Raw genomic sequence first — 20,244 nt, 5'->3', positions numbered from 1 at the left:
GGAGGCCGCGATGGACCTCGCGTTCCTGACGCGCCGGCCGATCGCCCATCGCGGCTACCACGACATCGGAGCCGGACGGGTGGAGAACACCCTGTCGGCCTTCCGGGCCGCGATCGACCGCGACTTCGCCATCGAGTGCGACCTGCAGCTCACCGCCGACGGCGAGGCAGTGGTGTTCCACGACTTCACGCTCGACCGGCTGACGACCGGCTCCGGGCGGGTCGACGCCCTGCCGCTCGCGGCCGTCCAGGCGGTCGCCTTCAAGGCGGCGCCGGATGAACGCATCCCGACGCTCCGGCAGATGCTGGACCTCGTGGCGGGCCGCGTGCCGCTCGTCATCGAGATCAAGAGCGAGTTCCGGCGGCCGGCCGACCTCAGGCTGGTCGCCCGCGCCGTCGAGGTCCTGAAGGGCTATGCCGGCCCCTTCGCGTGCATGTCGTTCGACCCGGAGATGGTCGCCGCGCTCGGGCGGCTCGCGCCGGGCTTCGTGCGCGGCATCGTCGCCGACGACGCCACGGATCCGGACCACTACGGCGACCTCGGGGCGCTCGAGCGCTTCGCCCTCCGCCACATCCTCCATGCGCCGCGCACGCGGCCCCACTTCGTCTCCTACGCCATCCGCCATCTGCCGGCGCCCGGGCCGACCCTGCTGCGCAAGGTGTTCGGCCGGCCGCTCATCTGCTGGACGGTGCGCACGGCGGAGCAGCGTGCCAAGGCGGCGCGGGAGACCGACCAGATCACCTTCGAGGGCTTCGACGCCGACGTACCGGCCTGACCGGGCGCTCGCGGCAGGTCGACGGACGGCCGGCGGTGCGGGGCCGCTGGCCGGCTTCGCCGCGTGCGTGCGATCACGGGCTCGTGATCGGCGGGCCGGGACATGAACGGTTTCTGAACGGGGCATTCGGGTCCGGTCAATCGGACGGAGGCTAGTGTGGCTTCATCGAAGGACGGGGAAATGAGCCTCCTCGCCACCGCCAAGGACAGAGCCATGACGATCGCATCCAAGTTCCTCGCCGCCGCCGTGACGGCCGCCACCCTCGCCACCGCCTCGGTCGCCACCACGACCCAGGCCGAAGCCCGCGGAGGCGCCTTTGTGGCCGGCCTCGTGGGCGGCGCCATCGTGGGAACCGCGGTCGCGGCCGGAGCCTACTATCACCCCTACTACTACCGGCCCTACGGCTACTACGCGCCGGCCTATTACGGCCCGGGCTGCCGGAAGGTCTGGGTCCGTCACCACGGCGCCTACTACAAGGAGCGCGTCTGCTACTGAATTCCGCTGTGAGGCGGGTTCTATCGCCCCCCGAACCCCCTCTCGGAATGCCGGGCCCGGTCACAAGCCGGGCCCGGCTTCGTTTGCGTCGGGCCGCGCGGGCGCGACGCAGCGCCGCCCCGCGAGGAGCGGGATTGCCGCGGCGCGCGGCAGGCCTATCTTGGTGGCATTCCACCGGACCGACCGATGCCCCCCCGCTCTTCCTCCGCCGTGTTGCGCGTTCTCTCCTCCCTCTCGGACATCGAGCGGGAGGCCTGGGACCGGATCGCCAACCCGGCCCCCAGCGCGGTTGAGACGGAAGACGAGGAAACCGCCTACAACCCCTTCGTGAGCCACGACTTTCTGTGGTCCCTGGAGGAGTCCGGCTCGGCCACGGCCAAGACCGGGTGGGCGGCGCGGCATCTCGTGCTCGACGGGCCCGACGGGCAGCCGCGGGGCCTCGTTCCCTGCTACGCCAAGACCCACTCGCAGGGCGAATACGTCTTCGACCACGGATGGGCCCATGCCTACGAGCGGGCGGGCGGGCGCTACTATCCGAAGCTGCAGGTCTCCGTCCCCTTCACGCCCGCGACGGGCCGCCGGCTTCTGGTGGCGCCGGGCCCGGACGCGCCGGCGACCCGCGCGATCCTGGCGGACGGCCTGGCGGCACTGGCGCGCGAAGGGCGTCATTCCTCCGTCCATGCGACCTTCCTGACCGCACCGGACGTGACCGCCTTCGCGGACCGGAACTGGCTTGCGCGCACCGACCAGCAGTTCCATTGGCCGAACCGGGGCTACCGCGACTTCGACGATTTCCTCGACACGTTCCAGAGCCGCAAGCGCAAGCAGGTCCGCCGCGAGCGGCGGGACGCGCTCCTGGACGGCGTGGAGGTCGAGTGGCGCACGGGCGCGGACATCCGCGAGGCGGACTGGGACGCCTTTTTCGCCTTCTACATGGACACGGGCGGCCGCAAGTGGGGGCGGCCATACCTGACCCGGCCGTTCTTCTCGCTGGTGGGCAGCCGGATGCCGGAACGGATCCTGCTCGTGTTCGCCAAGCGGCACGGGCGGCCGATCGCCGGGGCCCTCAACTTCATCGGCTCGGACGCGCTCTATGGGCGCTACTGGGGCGCGCTGGAGGAGCAACCCTTCCTGCACTTCGAGGTCTGCTACTACCAGGCCATCGACTTCGCCATCCGGAGCGGCCTGAAGCGGGTCGAGGCGGGCGCCCAGGGCGAGCACAAGCTTGCCCGCGGCTACGTGCCGACTACCACGCACTCCGCCCACTACATCGTCGATCCCGGCTTCCGCACGGCGGTCGAGCGCTATCTCGCGCAGGAGCGGCGGGAGGTCGCCATGATCCACGACGCGCTGGCGGCCCACGCCCCCTATCGGCATGGCGCGGACGCGCCGGACGAGGAGGCGGGCTTCTAACGGCCCGGCACCGATCCGCGCGGGCGGCTTGACCCGGGGCCGCATCGGCGTCTACTCCACGATCGAGCCACGACGCGGAGCGGCCCATGTCCGAAGCCTATGACGATGCCAATGTTTTCGCCCGGATCCTGAGGGGCGAGATCCCCTGCCACAAGCTCTACGAGGACGAGCGGACCTTCGCCTTCATGGACATCATGCCGGCGGTGGACGGCCACGCCCTGGTCATCCCGAAGGCGCGGGTGCGCAACGTGCTGGACTGTCCGGCGGAAGACCTCGCGGCGGTGATCCTGACCGTCCAGCGGCTCGCGCGCGCCGCCCGGGAGGCCTTCAAGGCGGACGGGGTGACGATCCAGCAGTTCAACGAGGCGGCGGGGGGACAGGAGGTGTTCCACCTGCATTTCCACGTCATGCCGCGGCAGATGGGCGAGCGCGTCCGACCCCTTCCCCGCCCCTACGCCGACAAGGAGATCCTCGCCGCGCATGCGGAGATGATCCGCGCCCGGCTCTGAGACTCAGCCCGCCACGAGCGCCAGCAGCACGACGGCATCGCCGACCGCGACGCCGAGCAGGACGTTCCGGCCGGTGAAGTGATAGGCGAGGAAGCCGGCCGTAACGGCCGACAGCCGCAGAGTCAGGGTGAGGCCGGCGACCGCCCCCATGGGGTCGACGACGAGGATCGCGGCCTGCGCGGCGACGATGGCGCCCGCCACCGCCCGGGCCCACTCGAAGACCGGGTGGGCCGCGTCCAGGCGCGCGCCGACCAGCACGGCGGCGAGCCGCCATGTCAGGGTCGCCCCGATGCCGGCGACGAGCACGAACAGCAAGGGGCCGACCTCGGCCGCGTCGCCCAGGACCGCCGTCACGGCACCACCCGCGGGAAGAGTCGGCGCCACAGGCGGACGGCGAAGAAGGCGAGCGTGCCCGCGCCGAGGCCGACCCCCATCAGCGTGAAGTCCGCAAGCCACGGGCGGAGCGCCGGCCCGAGCACCAGGCCCAGGACGATGGCGATCCAGGCCGTCGCGTCGCGCGCGGAGCCGAGCGCGGCGAAGAGCAGGTGCATGGGCAGCACGAAGACGAGCAGCGCGCGCACCGGTCCCGGCAGGCCGGCGGCGAGCAGGTGGGCGAGGATCGCGGCGGCCACGCAGGCACCCATGAAGGCGGCCGCGTAGCCCGCGAAATAGACCGGCCGGGCAGCCTCGGGCAGCGCCGGCAATCGCCGCTGGGCCGTGGCCCATGGCACGCTCGCGACCGTCTGGGCGAGCGGGATCGACAGCCAGAGCCGCCGCGCCCGGCCGCCGAATAGCGGCAGAACCGAGAGGACCATCGGCATCAGCGGGATGCCGGCGAGGAAGACCGAGAGCGCCGTGGGCGCGAGCATCATGTTGTGCTGGATGGCGGTCGCCAGGACCACCTGGCCCGAGACCCACCATACCCCGGCGGCGACGAGGACGGTCTCAGGCAGGCCGAGGCCCACCTCCCGGGCGAGCGTGCCGAAGGCGAGATAGTTCAGCACCGGCACGACCGTGCTCGCGTCGACCGCGGCGAGCGCCCCGCGGGTGAGCCAGGCGAGGGCCGTCGGCGGCGGGGCGGGCGGGCGGACGACGACGGTCGGCTCCTCGTCGGGGAAGACCGGTGGCGTGGGGTCGCGGCGGCGCCAGATCATGTCCTTCTCCGCTCCGCTCGGACCCCGACACTAGCCCGACGCACGCCCCCGTCAAACTGGACGGTCGGGCACGCCGACGACGAGGACCCACAGGAGGATCAGAACCGCCTCGCCGGCCAGCACGCCGACAAGCACCCGGTTGCGCGCGAGCTTGAAGGCCGCGAAGCCCGACGCGACGGCGAGGAGGCGCAGCCAGAGCGGCGAGAGCGCGAGGCTGCCGGAGGGAAAGAAGACGAGCTGGGCGACGACGCCGGCGACGATGGCGGTCGCCACCGCCTTCACGTAGGCGAATATCTCCGAATCTTCGCGCAGGCGGCCGGCGAAGACGACGCCGAGGGCACGCCAGAGGTCGTTCGGCACGAAGCCGGCGAGAAGGATGAAGACCGTCGGCCACCACCAGGTGTCGAGGGAGTGGTAGGTCCAGGTCAGCGGATTGTCGGGCAGGCTCATGCGGAGGCCTCCTCCGCGGTGCGCCGGCGCGCCTGTCGGGCGGCGGCCAACCGGCCGGCCCCATAGGCCAGGGTGCCTCCGGCGAGCCCCGTCCAGATCAGCTCGAACTCCGGTTCGAGCCAGTGGAAGACCGGCCAGACCGCTACGCCCGTCAGCAGGGCCAGCCGGTCGGTCGACACCCGCGCGGCGCCCCAGAGCGAGACCAGGAAATAGAGCGGCGTGAGCAGCGTCAGGGCGGCGGCGAGGACGACCGGCAGCCGGGCGGCGGCGACGTGGGAAACGGCCGTGGTCGCCATCGCGGCGCAGGCGAGCGTGATGGCGAAGCCGGCGAAATAGGCGGTCCGGGCGGAGCGCGGCAGGTCCGGCAGGCGCGTCATGCCGAACACCCAGGCGGTGACGGCGACGAAATGGGAGAGGAACAGGAGGGTGAGCCGCCCGGTCCGCTCGTTGCGCATCACGGGCACGAGCGCGACCGTCATGGGCATGAGGCGGAAGGAGGAGAGGCTGACGGCGATGAAGGTGGCAGCCAGGGAGGCGTTGGTCTGCACCGCGCCGACCAGCACCACCGCGGAGGGCAGCGCCCAGATGCCGCCCGCGAGCAGGATCGCCTCCCAGAGCCCGACGCCGCTCTCGCGGGCGAGGCCGGCGAAGCCCACGAAGGCGGCCATCAGGATCGTCGCCGGGATCGAGACGATCTGGCGCATGCCGCGGAAGAACCAGCGGTGCCCCGGGACGTCGTCCTGGTCTTCCCGTCCGTCCATCGACCCGGCGGCTCCCGCTGTCCGGCCGCGGATGCCGGCCGTGCCGCCCGGTTTAGGCCACAAGCCTCGCGCGAGGCAACGCCCTCGCCCGCAATGGACCCTTGCCGGCGCGGCGGCCTGCCGCCATCCTCCCGGAACGGGCAGCCGCGCCGCCCCGACCCCGGCGGCGCGACGGGGGAGGACCACCATGCCAGCAGTGCCGCGCCGGACCCGCCTGCCCGCCATCGCGGCGGCCGGCGCCCTGCTCGCCTCTCCGGCCCAGGCCGAGGAGCCGAAGCTCGCGCCGCCGCCGATCGCCGTCCTGGCGTTCGCCGATTCGGTTTTTCCCGGCCACCGGCCGGAGCTCACCTGCTTCGCCAACGAGAAGGTCGAAGCCGGGGCCGTGGCGGAGAGCTGCCATGCCGCCGAGGCCTGCTACGCGCTGAACCTCTACCTGGACGAGGCGGGGCGGGACGTCATCATGATCGAGCTCGGACGTCCGTCCGTGCCGCGGGAGGGCTGCACGCCGGAGGCCGGCGAGGCGCTCCTGCGCGGGGTGGCGGAAGCCTTCGTCGAGTGCGAGACCGCCGAGGGCAAGCGCGCGGCCATCGAGCGGATCGCGACCGTCGCACTCGACGTGAGCACGCCGGAGAAGGAGCAGGCCGTCGAGGCGGAGGAGACGAAATCGGGCAAGGACCGCTTCCTGCCCTTCGCCATCGACGCCCTGTGCGGGGCCACGGCCGGCTCCCGCACCATCCTGTCGCTCGCCCCGGACGACCTCGGCGACTGGACGACGCTGTTCAGGCCGTGAGGCCGGGCGCGGCGCCGACCGGGGCGTGGCAGACCGCCTCGATGTTGTGGCCGTCGGGATCGAGCACGAAGGCGGCGTAGTAGTTGGGGTGATAGTGCGGACGGTAGCCCGGCGGTCCGTTGTCGGGCGCGAGCAGCGACATGGCGGCCTGGTAGAAGGCGTCGACGGCCGCATGGTCGGCCGCCTGGAAGGCGACGTGCAGGCGGCCGGACAGGGGAGTTCCGGTTCCGATCCAGAAGGACGGCTTGAAGTCCCGCCCGAACCCGCAATGCTCCTCCCCGCCCGTCTCCGCGGCGGTCACCTCCATGACGACCCCGAAGCCGAGCGGCTTCAGGACCGCCTCGTAGAAGGCGCGCGAGCGGGCGAAGTCGGAGACGGGAAAGCCGACATGGTCGAGCATGGGGCACCTCGGGTTCAGAATCTGCACCATCATGGATCATTCCGACCCGACCCTCCATCCGGAACCGCCGAGGCGGGACGCGGAGGCGGGCGGGTTCCCGATCCCCGCAGGGCGGTTGCGCGCCGGAGGGGCTGGACGGCGGGCGAGCGGCGGGGCACTTGGTGGAGCCCCTGCAACCCGAGGCCGGGCGGCCCCGAGGATCTTCATGACCGCCAGTCTCTGGACCAACCGCGAGTTCATCGCCTTCGCCATCGGCCAGTCGGTCGACCGCTTCTCCGCGTCGGCGATGACGGTGCTGCTCGGGTTCCAGGTCTACACGCTGCGCGGCGAGCCGCTCGACCTGGCGCTGCTCGGCGCCGTCGAGGTGGTTCCGGCGCTGACGCTGCTGCTCTTCGCCGGCGACATCGCCGACCGGGTCAGCCGGCGCGGCATCCTCAAGGTGACCACTCTCCTCCTCGCCGCGCTCGCGGCACTGCTGGCCGCGGCGTCGGCCGGCGACAAGGGATTGATGGCCGTGCTGCTCGCCTCGGCCTTGCTGTCCGCCTCGTTCCGGGCCTTCCAGCATCCGGCCGCCGTCGGCCTCGAGGCGCAGGTGCTGCCGGCCGACCAGGTGTTCCGGGGGGTTCCCGCCCTCGCCCTATCGGTTCGCGTCGCCGACATGATGGGGCCCGTGGTGATGGGCTTCGTCTGGGCCGCGGCCGGGCCGGTCGTCACCTACGGGATCCTGGCGGCGCTGTTCGCAACCAGCTTCTGCGCCTTCGTATTCGGCATCGGCGAGAAGCCGGTCTATGCGCGCGGCGACGGGTCGAGCCCCTTCGCGCGCATCCGGGAGGGCATCACCTACGTGTTCCGCAACCAGGTGCTCGTCGGTTCGATGGCGCTCGACCTCTTCGCCGTCTTCTTCGGCGGGGCGGCGGCGCTGCTGCCGGTCTTCGCGACCGACATCCTGCAGGTCGGCCCGGCGGGCCTCGGCTTCCTGCGCGCGGCGACCGCCGCGGGAGCGCTGGCGGCGGCGCTCTTCGCGACCCGTGCGATGCCGAAGGAGCGGGCCGGCCTGGCGCTGCACGGCGTGGTCGCCGGGTTCGGCGTCAGCATGATCGTGTTCGGGCTGTCGACCAGCTTCGTCCTGTCGCTCGCCGCCCTCTTCGCGGCGGGCGTGTGCGACGGCATGAGCATGGTGATCCGGCAGGCGATCCTGCGGCTCGCCTCGCCCGAACACCTGAGGAGCCGGATCGCGGCAGTGCGCATGGTTTTCGTCGGCTCGTCGAACGAGCTCGGGGCGGTGGAGAGCGGCCTGGCGGCGAGCCTGCTGGGGCCGGCGCGGGCGGTGTGGGCAGGCGGCGTCCTCACCATCCTGGTCGTCGGGGCGGTCGCGTGGCGGATGCCGCTGCTCGTCAACCTCAATCTCATCGGCTACGGGCCGGGGGCCCATCCGGTCGCGCCGGAGCCGAAACCGGCGGCGTGACGCCGGCGCCCCGACGGCACGCAATCCTGCGGAAACGGAAGCGGCGCATTGATCCGGGGACCCGAAAAACCGGATTCCGTGCATCCATGATCGTCACGCTGGACCTCACGCGTCTCCTCGCCGACGGCAAGATCAGCCGCGAGGAGCATGACCGCCTCGCCGCGCTCGGCACGGTGGCGACCGGCTCGCTCGTCTTCAACATCCTGGTCGGCTTCGGGGTCATCGCCGTGGCGGCCGGCATCATCGCGCTGGTGCCGGACGCGACCACGGGGGTCGTGGTCGGCGGTGCCCTCCTGGCTCTCGGTCTCGGGGTGACGCTTTCCGGCGCGAAGGCCTGGGGGGTGCTGGCCGGCATGTGCACGCTCGTCGGCGCGCTCGTGCTCGGCGGCGGGGTCGTGATCCTGACCGAGGCGGCCCCGTCCGCCTTCCTCGGCATCACGGTGGCGTTCGCGGTGCTCGGCGTGCTGGCCCGGAGCGGGCTCCTGGTGGCGCTCGCGGTGCTCGCCCTCTCCTCCGCCTTCGGCGCGCGGACCGGCTACGAGCATGCGACCTACTTCCTGGGCATCGAGGAGCCGACCGTCACGATCGTGCTCTTCTCGGTGGTGGCTCTCGGGAGCTATCTCGCCTCACGGGCCGTTCCGGCCGCCTACGAGCGGCTCGGCCTGATCGCGGCGCGTACGGCGTTGTTCATGGTCAACTTCGGCTTCTGGATCGGATCGCTGTGGGGCGACGGCCTCGGGGTCGCGGGGCGCATCCCGGCGGCCGGCTTCGCGATCGCCTGGGCGCTCGGCCTGCTCGGGCTGGGCGCCTGGGGCTACCTCAACCACCGCCGCTGGGTGGTGAACCTCGTCGCGGTGTTCGGCGCCATCCACTTCTACACCCAGTGGTTCGAAAAGCTCGGCGCGAACCCCCTCAGCGTCCTCGTCGGAGGCCTAACGGCCCTGGGCTTCGCGCTGGCGCTCAGGCGGTTCAACCGGGATTGGGTGACGGAGTGAGCCGTCGTTGACAGAGGCGCAGAGCCGATCGTAATCTTCGGTTGTGCTTCTTCATTTTGTTCATCGACGGTTTCCATGAAGAATTTTCTTCTGTGGGCTGGCAGCGGGCTCATTACGCTCTTGCGCGCGCACTGGCGCGGACTGGTCTTCACGAGTTGCCACCCAATCCTGGCGGCCGAGATCCTGAGGGTGCACCTGGGTCATTGCCTGCCGAGCATCGTCTCAGTCGGGATCGGACTCGCCATCGTGAACCTGGCACAGGGGCGAGACCTCATCTACGACGGAGATCTGGCCTGGACCGACTGGGTCGCCTTCGGAGTATTGACCGCGCTCTTCTGGGCGGCACCGGTGCATCTGAGTGCGCGCCTGCGGATGGATGCGGTGACGGCGGTGAACCGGCCTCCGCGCGGCATCCTCGGCGATCCCCAGCCGCTCTACGACGTCACGGCGCTACGGCTTTGGATCGCACGAGACCTCGGGCTCCTCACGATTCTGATCCTTGTCTTCGCCGGCTGGGTGGAGTGCCGGACGCTCGGGACCTTCCCGGCCAAATACTGGATACCACCGGCCACGACTGAGGTCCTCCTCGACGCCAGAAGGCAGCTCTGTGCGTTCGTGGCCTGCACATCCGCAGTCTTGGTCGCATACGTGATCTATGTCACAAGTCGCCGGCCCCTGGTGAATAAAGTCTCGAGCACTTGGACCCTCCGCGCGATCCTCAATCTGTATTGGTTCGCAAGCGTCGTCCTGATCATTTTTGCTGCTTTCTGGCCGTTCGCCTTCGCCGAGAGCTTCAGCCGCCTTTCCCTGCTGCCGATCCTTTGCGGAGCGTGGGTTGCCCCCTACGAGGCCATCCGATGGCTGGCGTCCGGAAGACCCGAGCTGCCGAGGTCCGGCGAGGGTGCCAGGTGGATCCTGCGCGGATCGGTTTCCGGCAAGAGCTACGGACTGCCTTTGCGTGCCGGGATCACCATCCTGCTCGGCTTTTTGCTGTGGTCCTGGGCGGTCGCCGACACGAGATTTCACGACGCCAGGTCCCTGGACGGCAAATCGAGTCGCGCCGAGCGGCAAATCACGGTTGCGGACGCCATCGCCACGTGGAAGGACGCCAACGGGTGCCCCAAGGGCCCTGCTCCGGGGCCGGGTCGGTACCATGCGCACTGCAAAGCCCTGCTGGTCGCGGCGGACGGCGGAGCGTCGCGGGCGGCCTTCCAGGTCGCCACGGTGATGGGAGCCCTCATCGACGAGAGTGCGGTGGATCAGGGATCGCGGCATCCCGAGGTCCTTAGGCGCCTGTTCCTCATGTCGGGCGTGTCAGGGGGGGCGTTCGGGGTGGCGACGTTACGGGCCGCCCTGACGGCCGCGCCTACGGACATGACGCCACCCTGCGGTGTCGAAACAAACACACCGCGCGCACCGTGGTACAAGCAAGGATCGAAGAGCGCCGAGCGAAGCTCCTGGCGGGAATGCCTCCAGAAGCTCGTATCCGGCGACTATCTGACCCCGGCCGTCACCGGACTCGCGATGCGCGACTGGTGGCTGGGCGGCTTAGCGAATGTGGGCGTAAGACTCGAAGACCGATCCGCGCTGCTGGAGACGGCGATGGAGAGGCACTTCGCGAAGGTCGCGTGCAAACCGGACACGAACGCGCCATGCGGCCTCGATCGGCCATTCGGGTATGCCGGACGGCCGACGTCGGCACGCCCGCCCGAGGGAGACGGACGGCCCCTCTGGACTCCCCTTCTGACGCTCAACGCGACGGCTGTGGGGAGCGGGCGGCCGATCCTGTTCTCCGATCTCCAACTGACTCGGCCAGTCGCCACCGCCGGGTCCCCCTCACCGTTCGACGAGGCCTTTCCGACCGCGCTGGACTTCTTCGAACTCAGGGCCGCCTACAACCTGGAGCCCATGTCGTCCGGCTTCCCGAGGGACGGCACGCTCGATGATGCGAACAACAAGGACAAGGTACCGGACATTCGCATCTCGACCGCCATCGTGGCGAGCGCAAGGTTCCCGGTCCTCTCCGCCGAGGGGGTGATCCGCTCCGTGAAAACGGAAAAGATCGTCGAGAAGTTCGTGGACGGCGGGTATTTCGACAATAGCGGGCTGACTTCACTACTGCCCATCATTCTGGCTCTTCAGAAGGAGGGGGTCGAGCCCGTCGTCCTCCATATCGGTAACGCCCCGATCGCGTTGCCGCCTCGTTCCATGGGCAGCGACGCATGGTTTCGGCTCCCTGGGCGCACCGGAATCCTCCAACCTTTCGTTCCGAGTTTCTGGAGCCCGTACAGTGCCGTCGCTTCTTCGCTGCTCACGCTCGACAGCAGCCGCTCAGGCCACGTGGAGGCTGCCAAGCAGGCCGTCATGGCGTCGATCGGGCAAGACCGCTTCGTCTTCGCCGGTGTCGCCGAACGGGTAAGGACGGCTCCTAAGCTGGGACCGTCCATGGTCCGGTGTCCCCTCGAGAAGGGGAGATACCGGGTGGAGGAACTCTCCATGTCGTGGTGGCTGTCCTCGCTCGTGCAGGGCTACATCGACCTTCAGCTCTGCGCGGAGGGCTGGCCCGTGGCCGACGGGTCGGGAGGGGCCGAAGACACGCCCTGCGACGGGTCTTCGACCGTCGCACCCAACACGGCGATCGCACGCGTGCTCGGGAAGATCGAGTCCAAACGCGCACCGGACAGGGCGAGCGGCACCGCCTGCACACTGACCGGGGCGAACGCCAGTCACGAACTCCAAATGCGCGAACCCCAGTTCATGCAATAGGCCGGTAAGGAGGGCGGCGTCGGCACGGGCGGACCGAAGCCATTCTCCGTGGTCTCCGGGACGACCAGAGCAGCTCCTGAACGCGCGAGCGGTCGGCGGGCGCGACCGACGATCCGGTTCACGGGGGCAGAGCCGACCGCCGTCCATCAACCGCAATGAGAAACGGCCGCCGAGCCAAAGCTCGGCGGCCGTTTCTCATGTCATTCCCGCGGCCCAACCTCAGCCCAACGGCACCTTCGGCACCAGGCTCTTGGAACGGGCCGGGGCCGGCACGGAGGGCTTCCTGGCCTTGGCGCGCGGCGGCTTCTTGGCCTTGACCTCGGGCTCGGGCTTCGGCTCGGCGGGGGCGGCGGCCTCGGCCGGGATCGACTCGAGCTTCAGCTCGGCAACCCCGTCCTTCTGCGTCACGCTCACCTTGACGACGCCACCCTTGCGCAGCTTGCCGAAGAGCACCTCGTCGGCCAGCGGCTTCTTGATGTGCTCCTGGATGATGCGGCCGAGCGGGCGCGCGCCCATCTGGTTGTCGTAGCCCTTCTCGGCGAGCCACTTCACGGCCGCGTCGTCGAGCTCGAAGGTCACGTTGCGGTCCGCGAGCTGGCCCTCGAGCTGCATCACGAACTTCGACACGACCTGATGGACGACATCCATCGGTAGGTGCTGGAAGCTCACGATCGCGTCGAGGCGGTTCCTGAACTCCGGCGTGAAGAGCCGGTTTATGGCTTCCGTGTCGTCGCCCTCCCGCTTGGTGCGGTTGAAGCCGATCGGCGCCTTGGCGAGGTCGGCCGCACCGGCATTGGTGGTCATGATCAGGATGACGTTCCTGAAGTCGACCTGCTTGCCGTTGTGGTCGGTCAGCTTGCCGTGGTCCATGACCTGCAACAGGATGTTGAACAGGTCCGGATGCGCCTTCTCGATCTCGTCCAGCAGCAGCACGCTGTGCGGATGCTGGTCGATGCCGTCGGTCAGGAGGCCGCCCTGGTCGAAGCCGACATAGCCGGGGGGCGCGCCGATCAGGCGGCTCACCGTGTGGCGCTCCATGTACTCCGACATGTCGAAGCGCAGGAGCTCCACGCCGAGCAGCTTGGCGAGCTGGCGGGCGACCTCCGTCTTGCCGACGCCCGTGGGGCCGGCGAAGAGGTAGGAGCCGATCGGCTTCTCGGGCTCGCGCAGGCCGGCGCGGGCGAGCTTGATGGCCGCCGAGAGGGCGTCGATCGCCTTGTCCTGACCGTAGACCACTCGCTTCAGGTTCTGCTCGAGATGCTGCAGGACCTCCGCGTCGTCCTTGGAGACGGACTTCGGCGGGATGCGGGCCATGGTGGCGATGGTCTCCTCGACCTCGCGCACGCCGATGATCTTCCGGCGCTTCGATTCGGGCACCAGCATCTGCGCGGCGCCGGACTCGTCGATCACGTCGATCGCCTTGTCGGGCAGCTTGCGGTCGTTGATGTAGCGGGCCGAGAGTTCCACCGCGGCCTTCACGGCATCGTTGGTGTAGCGGACGCGGTGATGCTCCTCGAAGTAGGGCTTCAGCCCCTTCAGGATCTCGATCGCGTCGGGGATCGTCGGCTCGTTCACGTCGATCTTCTGGAAGCGCCGGACGAGGGCCCGGTCCTTCTCGAAGAACTGGCGGTATTCCTTGTAGGTGGTCGAGCCGATGCAGCGGATCGTGCCGCCGGCGAGGGCCGGCTTGAGGAGGTTCGAGGCGTCCATGGCGCCGCCCGACGTGGCTCCGGCACCGATGACGGTGTGGATCTCGTCGATGAACATGATCGCCTTGGGGTATTCCTCGATTTCCTTGACGACCTGCTTCAGCCGCTCCTCGAAGTCGCCGCGGTAGCGGGTGCCGGCGAGGAGCGCGCCCATGTCGAGGGCGAAGACGGTGGAGCCCTTCAGGACGTCGGGCACCTCGCCGTTCACGATCCGGCGGGCGAGCCCCTCCGCGATGGCGGTCTTGCCGACGCCGGGGTCACCGACGTAGAGCGGGTTGTTCTTGGCGCGGCGGCACAGGACCTGGATGGTCCTGGCGATCTCGGACTCGCGTCCGATCAGGGGATCGATCTTCCCCTTCCGCGCCTTGTCGTTGAGGTTGACGCAATACGCCTCGAGCGCGTCGGTCTTCTTCTTCGGGCTTTCGCCGTTCTCGCCTCCCGACATTTCGTCGTCGGCTCCTCTCACCGGGCGGCTCTCCGCGAGCCCCACGCGCTTCGCGATACCGTGGCTGATGTAGTTGACCGCGTCGTAGCGGGTCATGTCCTGCTCTTGCAGGAAATACGCGGCATGGCTTTCCCGTTCCGCGAAAATCGCGACGAGTACGTTCGCACCCGTCACCTCCTCGCGGCCCGAGGACTGGACATGGATGACGGCGCGCTGGATCACGCGTTGGAAGCCGGCGGTGGGCTTGGAGTCGTCCTCCCCGTCGCCGACCAGATTGTCGAGTTCGGTGTCGATGTACTCGACGAGATTGCGCCTCAGGAGTTCCAGGTCGACGTTGCAGGCGCGCATGACGGCGGCGGCGTCCTGGTCGTCGAGAAGCGCAAGCAGCAGATGCTCGAGCGTGGCGTATTCCTGCCGGCGCTCGTTGGCATAGTGCAGCGCCTGGTGGAGCGCCTTCTCGAGGCTGCGGGAGAAGGATGGCACTGGGAGGACCTCACTTCTTTTCCATGACGCATTGCAGAGGATGCTGGTGCTGGCGGGCGAAGTCCATGACCTGCGTCACCTTGGTCTCCGCCACCTCGTAGGTGTACACACCGCATTCGCCCACGCCATGGTGGTGCACGTGAAGCATGATGCGGGTCGCCTCTTCGCGGCCCTTGTTGAAGAAGCGTTCCAGGACGTGGACGACGAACTCCATCGGCGTGTAGTCGTCGTTCAGCAGAAGAACGCGGTACATGTTGGGGCGTTTGGTTTTCGGCCGTGTCTTGGTGACCACGACCGTTCCGGGATCCTGTTCTCCAGGTCGCCGATTGTCCTTGCTCATGTCAGGCCCGACTCGCGTCCTTCATCGTCCGCACCCGTCCGGCTGATCCGGATTCTCACTCGATTGAACCGGCACTGCCGCTGGGGCCCGTGTCCGGTGGTCCCGGTTCTCCGGTCCCTTGTCCCGAACACATATGGGCATGCGTCGGTTTCATTGTAAGTGAGTTTCGGGCGAGGGCAACGCGGCATCTCGCAAAGGTGAGGAATAGCCGGCGCGCGGCTGCCGCCCGCGGCGCGGGGCTGGCGGTCCGGTCCCGCCCGGCCCGGGGCGCGGCGAAGGGCCGCCGGCGGGCAATAAAAAAGCCCGGCCGGAGCCGGGCTTCAGGAGGTCAGCCTGGGAGGCTGGAAAGGGTCACTTCGCGAATTTGCCGAACACGCCCTCGTAGGGCTTGTAGACTTCCTTCGCGAGATCGACGTACATCTCGCCGACCTTGGTCATCTGCGCGACATAGCCCTCGTAGGCGGACTTGACGAAGTCCGACTGGACCTCGATCGCCTTGTCGAGGGTCTTGGCGCCGAAGAGCTTCTCGACGGTGGCCGAGCTCTGCTCGAAGGACTTCTTGGAGTAGTCCGCCACCTCGACCGCGATGGCCTGGACGCCCTTGGACACGACGCCGATCGACTTCATGGCGTTGTCCATGTTCTCCTTGGTGGCCTTCTGCATTTCCTCGAGCATCTCAGATCCCTTCTTCAACTGCCCGCCATCGGTGCGCGGCGGGGCCATCCGGCTCATGACCGCGCGTTCTCGGCGCAAGGTTCATGTTGCGGTGCACAATAGCGACGCCATCGCATTGCGTCAAGTGAATTCTGCATCGCAGCATGAGCGTGGCCGCAGCCCGATAGTTTACGCTTCCTCAACCCAGTCGACCGCATTCTAGGGACCGTGGACGGCCGGCAACGCCCGCCCGACGCGCCGGACGTGGCCTCGCGAGACCTTCGCATCCACCGTCGGCCGCCGGAAAAAGCGAAGCCGGATGGGAAGTCGGGCGCCCGCGGGGCGCCGTCGGTGGGGTGCGGGCGGCAGCGGAGCGATCCGAGGCCGCGGCGAACCGGGGACATTCGGGCTGTGTCGAGTCAAAGTCTCTTCGGGCGAGGCCGCGTCGTCGCGGCGGCTCTCGCGGCGGTTGTCGTTTGCTTCACGTCCTTCGAGGCCGATGCGGCCCGGTATCGCCGCAAGGCGAGGTCGGCCGAGCCGGCCGAGCGGTCCTCGAGCATGTCGGAATCGGGGCGCTATGCCGCGATCGTGGTCGACGCCAAGACCGGCAAGGTGCTCTTCGCCCGCAATCCCGACGGGCAGCGCTTCCCGGCGTCGCTCACCAAGATGATGACGCTCTACGTCCTGTTCGAGGAACTCGAGCGCGGTCGGATGACCATGTCGACGCCGCTCGAGGTCTCGCCCCTGGCCGCCTCCCAGGCGCCCTCCAAGCTCGGGCTGCGTCCCGGCGAGACCATCGAGGTCGGCGACGCGATCCGGGCGCTGGTGACCAAGTCCGCCAACGACGCCGCCGTGGTGATCGCCGAGAACGTCTCGGGGTCCGTCGAGGCCTTCGCGGCGCGCATGACCCGGACGGCCCAGCGGATCGGCATGACGAACTCGGTCTTCCGCAACCCGAACGGCCTGCCCAATCCGGCGCAGACGACGACCGCGCGCGACATGGTCACGCTCGGCATGGCGCTGCAGGACCGCTTCCCGGACTATTACCGGCTCTTTTCCACCCGCGCCTTCGCGTGGCGCGGGTCGGTGCACGCCAATCACAACAAGCTTCTCGGCCGCGTCGAGGGCGTCGACGGCATCAAGACCGGCTACACCGCGGCCTCCGGCTTCAACCTGGTCAGCTCGGTGAAGCGCGACGGGCGCACGATCGTGGCGGCCGTCATGGGCGGGCCGACCGGCCGGGCCCGCGACGCCCACATGGTCCAGTTGATCGAGACCTACCTGCCCGAGGCGAGCCGCGGGGCGAAGACCTACGCGGTGCTCGACAACGGCCCGAAGGAAGAGGCCCCGTCGGCCGCGCGCCGGCCGGCCTCGGCCGCCGTCGCCACGGAGCTGCCGCGTCCCGACGAGAAGCCGGTGGAGCGCGGAGCGGCTGTCGCCATGGCGAAAGCCATCCTGCTGCCCGACCAGGGCCGCGCGACCGGCGAGCCGCTCTCCATCGTTCCCCCCGCGGTCGCCAGGGTGGCCGCCGCCTCGGCCTTCGCGCCCCCGGTCCCGATCGAGCCGGAGCCTGCGCCGGCGGTCCGCAAGGTGCAGACGGTCTCCATGCCGGTGCCGCCCGCACCCGTGGCGCCCGCGGTTCCGGTGCTCGAGCTGCCGCAGAAGACGGTGTCGGCGGGCGTGCTCGTGCCGCCGGCCGGCATTCCGGGCCGGGGACGGACCACGGCCTTCGCGGATCCGGTCACCACCCAGTCGACCGCCGAGCGCAAGACCGAGAAAGCCGTCGAGCGCGAGGCGGAGCCGGCCAGGACGGACGACCACAAGGGCTGGATGATCCAGATCGCGGCGGTCGACCGCGAGGCGGATGCTCGCGCGATCCTCTCCAAGGCTCGCGGCGAGGCCGGTCGGGTCCTGTCCGGCCGGGAGCCGGTGACGGAGGCCGTCTCGAAGGGCGGCACGACGCTCTACCGCGCGCGGTTTGCGGGCTTCTCCGACCAGGCGACCGCCAACGCCGCCTGCGCGACCCTGAAGCGCAAAGACTTTTCCTGCCTTGCCGTACGTCAGTGATTGGAGCGCGTTCTATGCTTCCCGATGAGTCTGTCCTTGGCTTCGTTGATTTTCGCGGCAAGAAAGGTGGAGCCCCCGCGGTCGGGGTGGACCGCCTTCATGAGGCGCCGGTGCGCGTCCCGGATTTCCGCCTCCCCGGCCCCGGGCTGAAGGCCAAGAATCTGGTAAGCCTCCTGCTCTGTCATCGCGCCAGGAGCCGGCGGGCGGCCATGCCCCGCTGCCGTGTCGCCGTCCAGGTCTTCACGCCAGAAGGCGTCCCGGCGGTCCATATACGCCTCTAGCAGGGCGCGGCTCTCGGCATCCTCCCGGATCTCGCGCCAGAGCCGCTTCAGGTCGGCGATCGACATGCGCGCCAGGTCGCGGCCCTCGAAGGTGCCGGCCAGCACGCGTCCGCTCATGATCCCGCTGTCGTGGTCGAGCTCCATCTCGAGGGCGGCGGAGCGCACCGTCGACTTCCGCCCGCGGTTCGGGCCGGCGGTGCCGAGGCCCGGGAAGCCGCGGCCGCGCAACAGGTTCGGCGCCAAGATCGGCAGGGCGAACATGGCGATCGGGATGGCGACGGCCCAGCGCCCGGTCAACGCCATGAAGGCGGCGAAGATCATCAGGGACAGGCCGAAGACCGTCCTCAGCGACTTCGCCAGGGAGGCCGGGTTGGCCGCCGTGAAGCCCTTTGCGGCGAAGAGGACCGCGATGAGCACGGCGGCGCCGAGGAAGACCGCGTTCACCGCGCCCCTCCCCCGCCCGGCATCGCGGCGATGAGCAGCCGCGCGCCCTCCCCGCCCCGGCCGGAGAGCGCCGTCAGCGCCTTCAGGCCGCCGGCCGCGTAGGCGGCGACCGCGCGCAACAGCTCGCCGAGCCTGCGCGCCGCCCCCGGCTCGAAGCGGACATGCGCGCCGCCGGTGACCCGGGCGATCTCGCGGAAGGTGCGCTCGGCGACCGGATCGTGCCCCTCCTGGAACAGGAAGGTGCGGACGCCGAGGAGCGCCAGTTCGCCGGCGGCCGCGGCGAGGTCGTCCGGGTTCTCCTCCATGGCGTCGCCGACATAGACGAGCGCTGCGACCCGGTTCTCGCGGGCGGTCTCCACCGCGTGGGTCAGCACCCGGCCGATCTGGGTGTGGCCGGCGCGGCAGTCGATCCGGGCCATCATGGACTTGAGGGCAGCCGAATCGGAGACCCAGCGGCTCGCCCGGCATTCGCCGAGACCGCGGAAATAGACGAGGCTGACGGCGAGGCCGCCGGCCTTCAGGGCCTCGTCGAACATCTCGGCCTGGAGCTCGGTGGCCAGGTCCCAGGTCGGCTGGCGGCTCATGGTCGCATCGAGGGCGAAGATCAGGCGGCCGGCGCCGGCGGCGGGAACCGTCCGGGCGACCGAGTCCAGGAAGGCCTCGATCTCGCCATTCCCGGAGCGCGGCGCGACGCCCGCGTCGCCCCGCCCGGTGACCGCGCCTGCCTCGCCTCCCCGGGCGGATCCGTCCTTCATCCTCGCGGCCTCTCCCTGCCCCGCCTGACGCGGGACCCGCCCCCATACATGGCACCGGGCCCCGCCTTGGAAAAGCCCGATCTCACCCGTTTCCCTCGACGTTGGGCGCCGCGCCGGGGAGGCTGGCCGCGCGCCGCGGACCGAAGCCCGGGGGGAAGCGGAATGTCTGCGATCGAAACGGGGGCGGCGGACGGGCGCCCCGAGGTGGTGCGCACCGTGGCCGAGCTCAGGGCGAGGGTCGGGCACTGGCGGCGGTCGGGTGAGCGGGTCGCGATGGTTCCGACCATGGGCGCGCTGCACGACGGGCACCTTTCGCTCGTCCGGATCGGCTACGAGCGCGCGGACCGGGTGGTGGTCTCGATCTTCGTCAACCCGACCCAGTTCGGGCCGAACGAGGACTTCAAGACCTACCCGCGCTCCGAGGCGCGCGACCTGGAGCTCCTGGAACTGCTCGGGACGGACCTCGTCTTCGCACCACTCGTGGGCGAGATGTATCCGCCGGACTTCTCGACCAAGGTCGTCACCGGCGGGGCGGCGGTCGGGCTCGAGACGGACTTCCGCCCCCACTTCTTCGAGGGTGTCGCCACCGTGGTGACGAAGCTCCTCAACGCCTGCGGGCCGGACGTCGCCGTCTTCGGCGAGAAGGACTACCAGCAGCTCTGCGTGGTCCGTCAGATCGTCCGCGACCTCGGCATGCCGGTCGAGATCGTCGGTGCGCCGACGGTGCGCGAGAAGGACGGGCTCGCCATGTCGTCCCGCAACGCCTATCTCGACCCGCGCGAGCGCTCCCGGGCGCCCGTGCTGCACCAGGTCCTGCGGGACGTCGCCGAATCGGCGCGCACCGGCGGGCCGGTGGAGCGGGCGATCGACCGGGCGCAGACGCGCCTCGGGGCGGTCGGCTTCGGCAAGATCGACTACATCGAGGTGCGCGACGCGGCGACCCTCGGACCGCCCGGCAACGGGCCGCAGCGGGTGCTGGCCGCCGCCTGGCTCGGCCGCACGCGGCTGATCGACAATTGCGCGGTGTGAAGCGGGGCCGGTGTTGGCCCTGGCGCCGGATCGATTCGCGAATCCGGCGAGTCACTTCCGCAGG

The 20,244-nt window shown here is 69.9% G+C and carries 20 protein-coding genes; 10 read left to right on the top strand and 10 right to left on the bottom strand.

The genetic code is table 11. From position 1 onward, the window contains the following. Positions 1–10 precede the first annotated feature (10 nt). The 4 genes from WBG79_RS10880 to WBG79_RS10865 all read left to right on the top strand — a co-directional run bounded on the left by WBG79_RS10880 (position 11) and on the right by WBG79_RS10865 (position 3,192). Positions 11–775: a glycerophosphodiester phosphodiesterase family protein gene (locus WBG79_RS10880; protein ID WP_337357126.1), complete on the top strand. Its 765-nt coding sequence runs from the start codon at positions 11–13 to the stop codon at positions 773–775. Positions 776–955: 180 nt separating this feature from the next. Continuing rightward, positions 956–1,270 (top strand): hypothetical protein, encoded by a 315-nt coding sequence (locus WBG79_RS10875; protein ID WP_337357125.1) that lies wholly within the window; start codon positions 956–958, stop codon positions 1,268–1,270. Positions 1,271–1,456: 186 nt separating this feature from the next. Then, positions 1,457–2,683 carry a GNAT family N-acetyltransferase gene (locus tag WBG79_RS10870; RefSeq protein ID WP_337357124.1) on the top strand — a complete coding sequence of 409 codons (1,227 nt, stop codon included), beginning with the start codon at positions 1,457–1,459 and terminating at the stop codon, positions 2,681–2,683. Between the two features lie 86 nt (positions 2,684–2,769). Beyond that, a complete protein-coding gene (locus WBG79_RS10865) occupies positions 2,770–3,192 on the top strand; it encodes an HIT family protein (protein ID WP_337357123.1) in 423 nt (140 codons plus the stop codon). 3 nt (positions 3,193–3,195) lie between these two features. Here the strand turns inward: WBG79_RS10865 and WBG79_RS10860 are convergent, their stop codons facing one another. Genes WBG79_RS10860 through WBG79_RS10845 form a run of 4 tightly spaced genes read right to left on the bottom strand, consistent with a single transcriptional unit; the run spans position 3,196 to position 5,557 of the window. Beyond that, positions 3,196–3,546 (bottom strand): AzlD domain-containing protein, encoded by a 351-nt coding sequence (locus WBG79_RS10860; protein ID WP_337357122.1) that lies wholly within the window; start codon positions 3,544–3,546, stop codon positions 3,196–3,198. Beyond that, positions 3,543–4,346 carry an AzlC family ABC transporter permease gene (locus WBG79_RS10855; protein ID WP_337357121.1) on the bottom strand — a complete coding sequence of 268 codons (804 nt, stop codon included), beginning with the start codon at positions 4,344–4,346 and terminating at the stop codon, positions 3,543–3,545. Before WBG79_RS10855 ends, WBG79_RS10860 begins: the two co-directional genes overlap by 4 nt. 51 nt (positions 4,347–4,397) lie before the next feature. Further along, a complete protein-coding gene (locus WBG79_RS10850; protein WP_337357120.1) occupies positions 4,398–4,796 on the bottom strand; it encodes an AzlD domain-containing protein in 399 nt (132 codons plus the stop codon). Continuing rightward, on the bottom strand, positions 4,793–5,557 hold the full coding sequence (locus tag WBG79_RS10845) for an AzlC family ABC transporter permease (RefSeq protein WP_337357119.1): 765 nt from the start codon (positions 5,555–5,557) through the stop codon (positions 4,793–4,795). The genes WBG79_RS10850 and WBG79_RS10845 overlap by 4 nt, the downstream gene beginning before the upstream one ends. A gap of 187 nt (positions 5,558–5,744) precedes the next feature. Between WBG79_RS10845 and WBG79_RS10840 the strand changes: the two genes are divergently transcribed. Next, entirely contained in the window at positions 5,745–6,347 is a 603-nt protein-coding gene (locus WBG79_RS10840) for a hypothetical protein (RefSeq protein WP_337357118.1), read from the top strand. Here the strand turns inward: WBG79_RS10840 and WBG79_RS10835 are convergent. Next, positions 6,337–6,747, bottom strand: a complete 411-nt coding sequence (locus tag WBG79_RS10835) for a VOC family protein (RefSeq protein WP_337357117.1) — start codon at positions 6,745–6,747, stop codon at positions 6,337–6,339. The two genes, WBG79_RS10840 and WBG79_RS10835, sit on opposite strands and share 11 nt — an antisense overlap. 205 nt (positions 6,748–6,952) lie before the next feature. Here WBG79_RS10835 and WBG79_RS10830 point away from each other — a divergent pair, with 205 nt between their 5' ends. From WBG79_RS10830 to WBG79_RS10820, 3 genes are all read left to right on the top strand, one after another. Continuing rightward, the gene (locus WBG79_RS10830; RefSeq protein WP_337357116.1) at positions 6,953–8,212 is read left to right on the top strand and encodes an MFS transporter; all 1,260 of its coding nucleotides are present in this window, start codon (positions 6,953–6,955) and stop codon (positions 8,210–8,212) included. A gap of 86 nt (positions 8,213–8,298) precedes the next feature. Beyond that, positions 8,299–9,207, top strand: coding sequence for a hypothetical protein (locus WBG79_RS10825; protein WP_337357115.1), 909 nt, complete (start codon positions 8,299–8,301; stop codon positions 9,205–9,207). Positions 9,208–9,282: 75 nt separating this feature from the next. Next, a complete protein-coding gene (locus tag WBG79_RS10820; protein ID WP_337357114.1) occupies positions 9,283–11,973 on the top strand; it encodes a hypothetical protein in 2,691 nt (896 codons plus the stop codon). 219 nt (positions 11,974–12,192) lie between these two features. On the opposite strand, the gene clpA is transcribed toward WBG79_RS10820, so the two are convergent. The 3 genes from clpA to WBG79_RS10805 form a co-directional block, all read right to left on the bottom strand. Next, the gene (clpA, locus tag WBG79_RS10815; protein WP_337357113.1) at positions 12,193–14,610 is read right to left on the bottom strand and encodes an ATP-dependent Clp protease ATP-binding subunit ClpA; all 2,418 of its coding nucleotides are present in this window, start codon (positions 14,608–14,610) and stop codon (positions 12,193–12,195) included. 10 nt (positions 14,611–14,620) lie between these two features. Beyond that, positions 14,621–14,950 carry an ATP-dependent Clp protease adapter ClpS gene (clpS, locus tag WBG79_RS10810; RefSeq protein ID WP_337357112.1) on the bottom strand — a complete coding sequence of 110 codons (330 nt, stop codon included), beginning with the start codon at positions 14,948–14,950 and terminating at the stop codon, positions 14,621–14,623. Positions 14,951–15,301: 351 nt separating this feature from the next. Continuing rightward, the gene (locus WBG79_RS10805; RefSeq protein WP_337357111.1) at positions 15,302–15,625 is read right to left on the bottom strand and encodes a phasin family protein; all 324 of its coding nucleotides are present in this window, start codon (positions 15,623–15,625) and stop codon (positions 15,302–15,304) included. 537 nt (positions 15,626–16,162) lie between these two features. Between WBG79_RS10805 and WBG79_RS10800 the strand changes: the two genes are divergently transcribed. Further along, positions 16,163–17,671, top strand: coding sequence for an SPOR domain-containing protein (locus WBG79_RS10800; RefSeq protein WP_337357110.1), 1,509 nt, complete (start codon positions 16,163–16,165; stop codon positions 17,669–17,671). Here WBG79_RS10800 and WBG79_RS10795 read toward each other — a convergent pair. Beyond that, a complete protein-coding gene (locus tag WBG79_RS10795) occupies positions 17,665–18,396 on the bottom strand; it encodes a DnaJ domain-containing protein (RefSeq protein ID WP_337357109.1) in 732 nt (243 codons plus the stop codon). The genes WBG79_RS10800 and WBG79_RS10795 overlap by 7 nt on opposite strands. Beyond that, positions 18,393–19,151 carry a VWA domain-containing protein gene (locus WBG79_RS10790; RefSeq protein WP_337357108.1) on the bottom strand — a complete coding sequence of 253 codons (759 nt, stop codon included), beginning with the start codon at positions 19,149–19,151 and terminating at the stop codon, positions 18,393–18,395. Before WBG79_RS10790 ends, WBG79_RS10795 begins: the two co-directional genes overlap by 4 nt. 162 nt (positions 19,152–19,313) lie before the next feature. On the opposite strand from WBG79_RS10790, the gene panC reads away from it, so the two are divergent. Then, positions 19,314–20,180: a pantoate--beta-alanine ligase gene (gene panC, locus WBG79_RS10785; RefSeq protein WP_337357107.1), complete on the top strand. Its 867-nt coding sequence runs from the start codon at positions 19,314–19,316 to the stop codon at positions 20,178–20,180. Positions 20,181–20,244: the final 64 nt, after the last annotated feature.

The organism is Prosthecomicrobium sp. N25 (assembly GCF_037203705.1).
Classification (GTDB): domain Bacteria; phylum Pseudomonadota; class Alphaproteobacteria; order Rhizobiales; family Ancalomicrobiaceae; genus Prosthecodimorpha.
The sequence above is the reverse complement of the archived record's forward strand: the minus strand, read 5'-3'. Positions and strand labels throughout refer to the sequence as shown.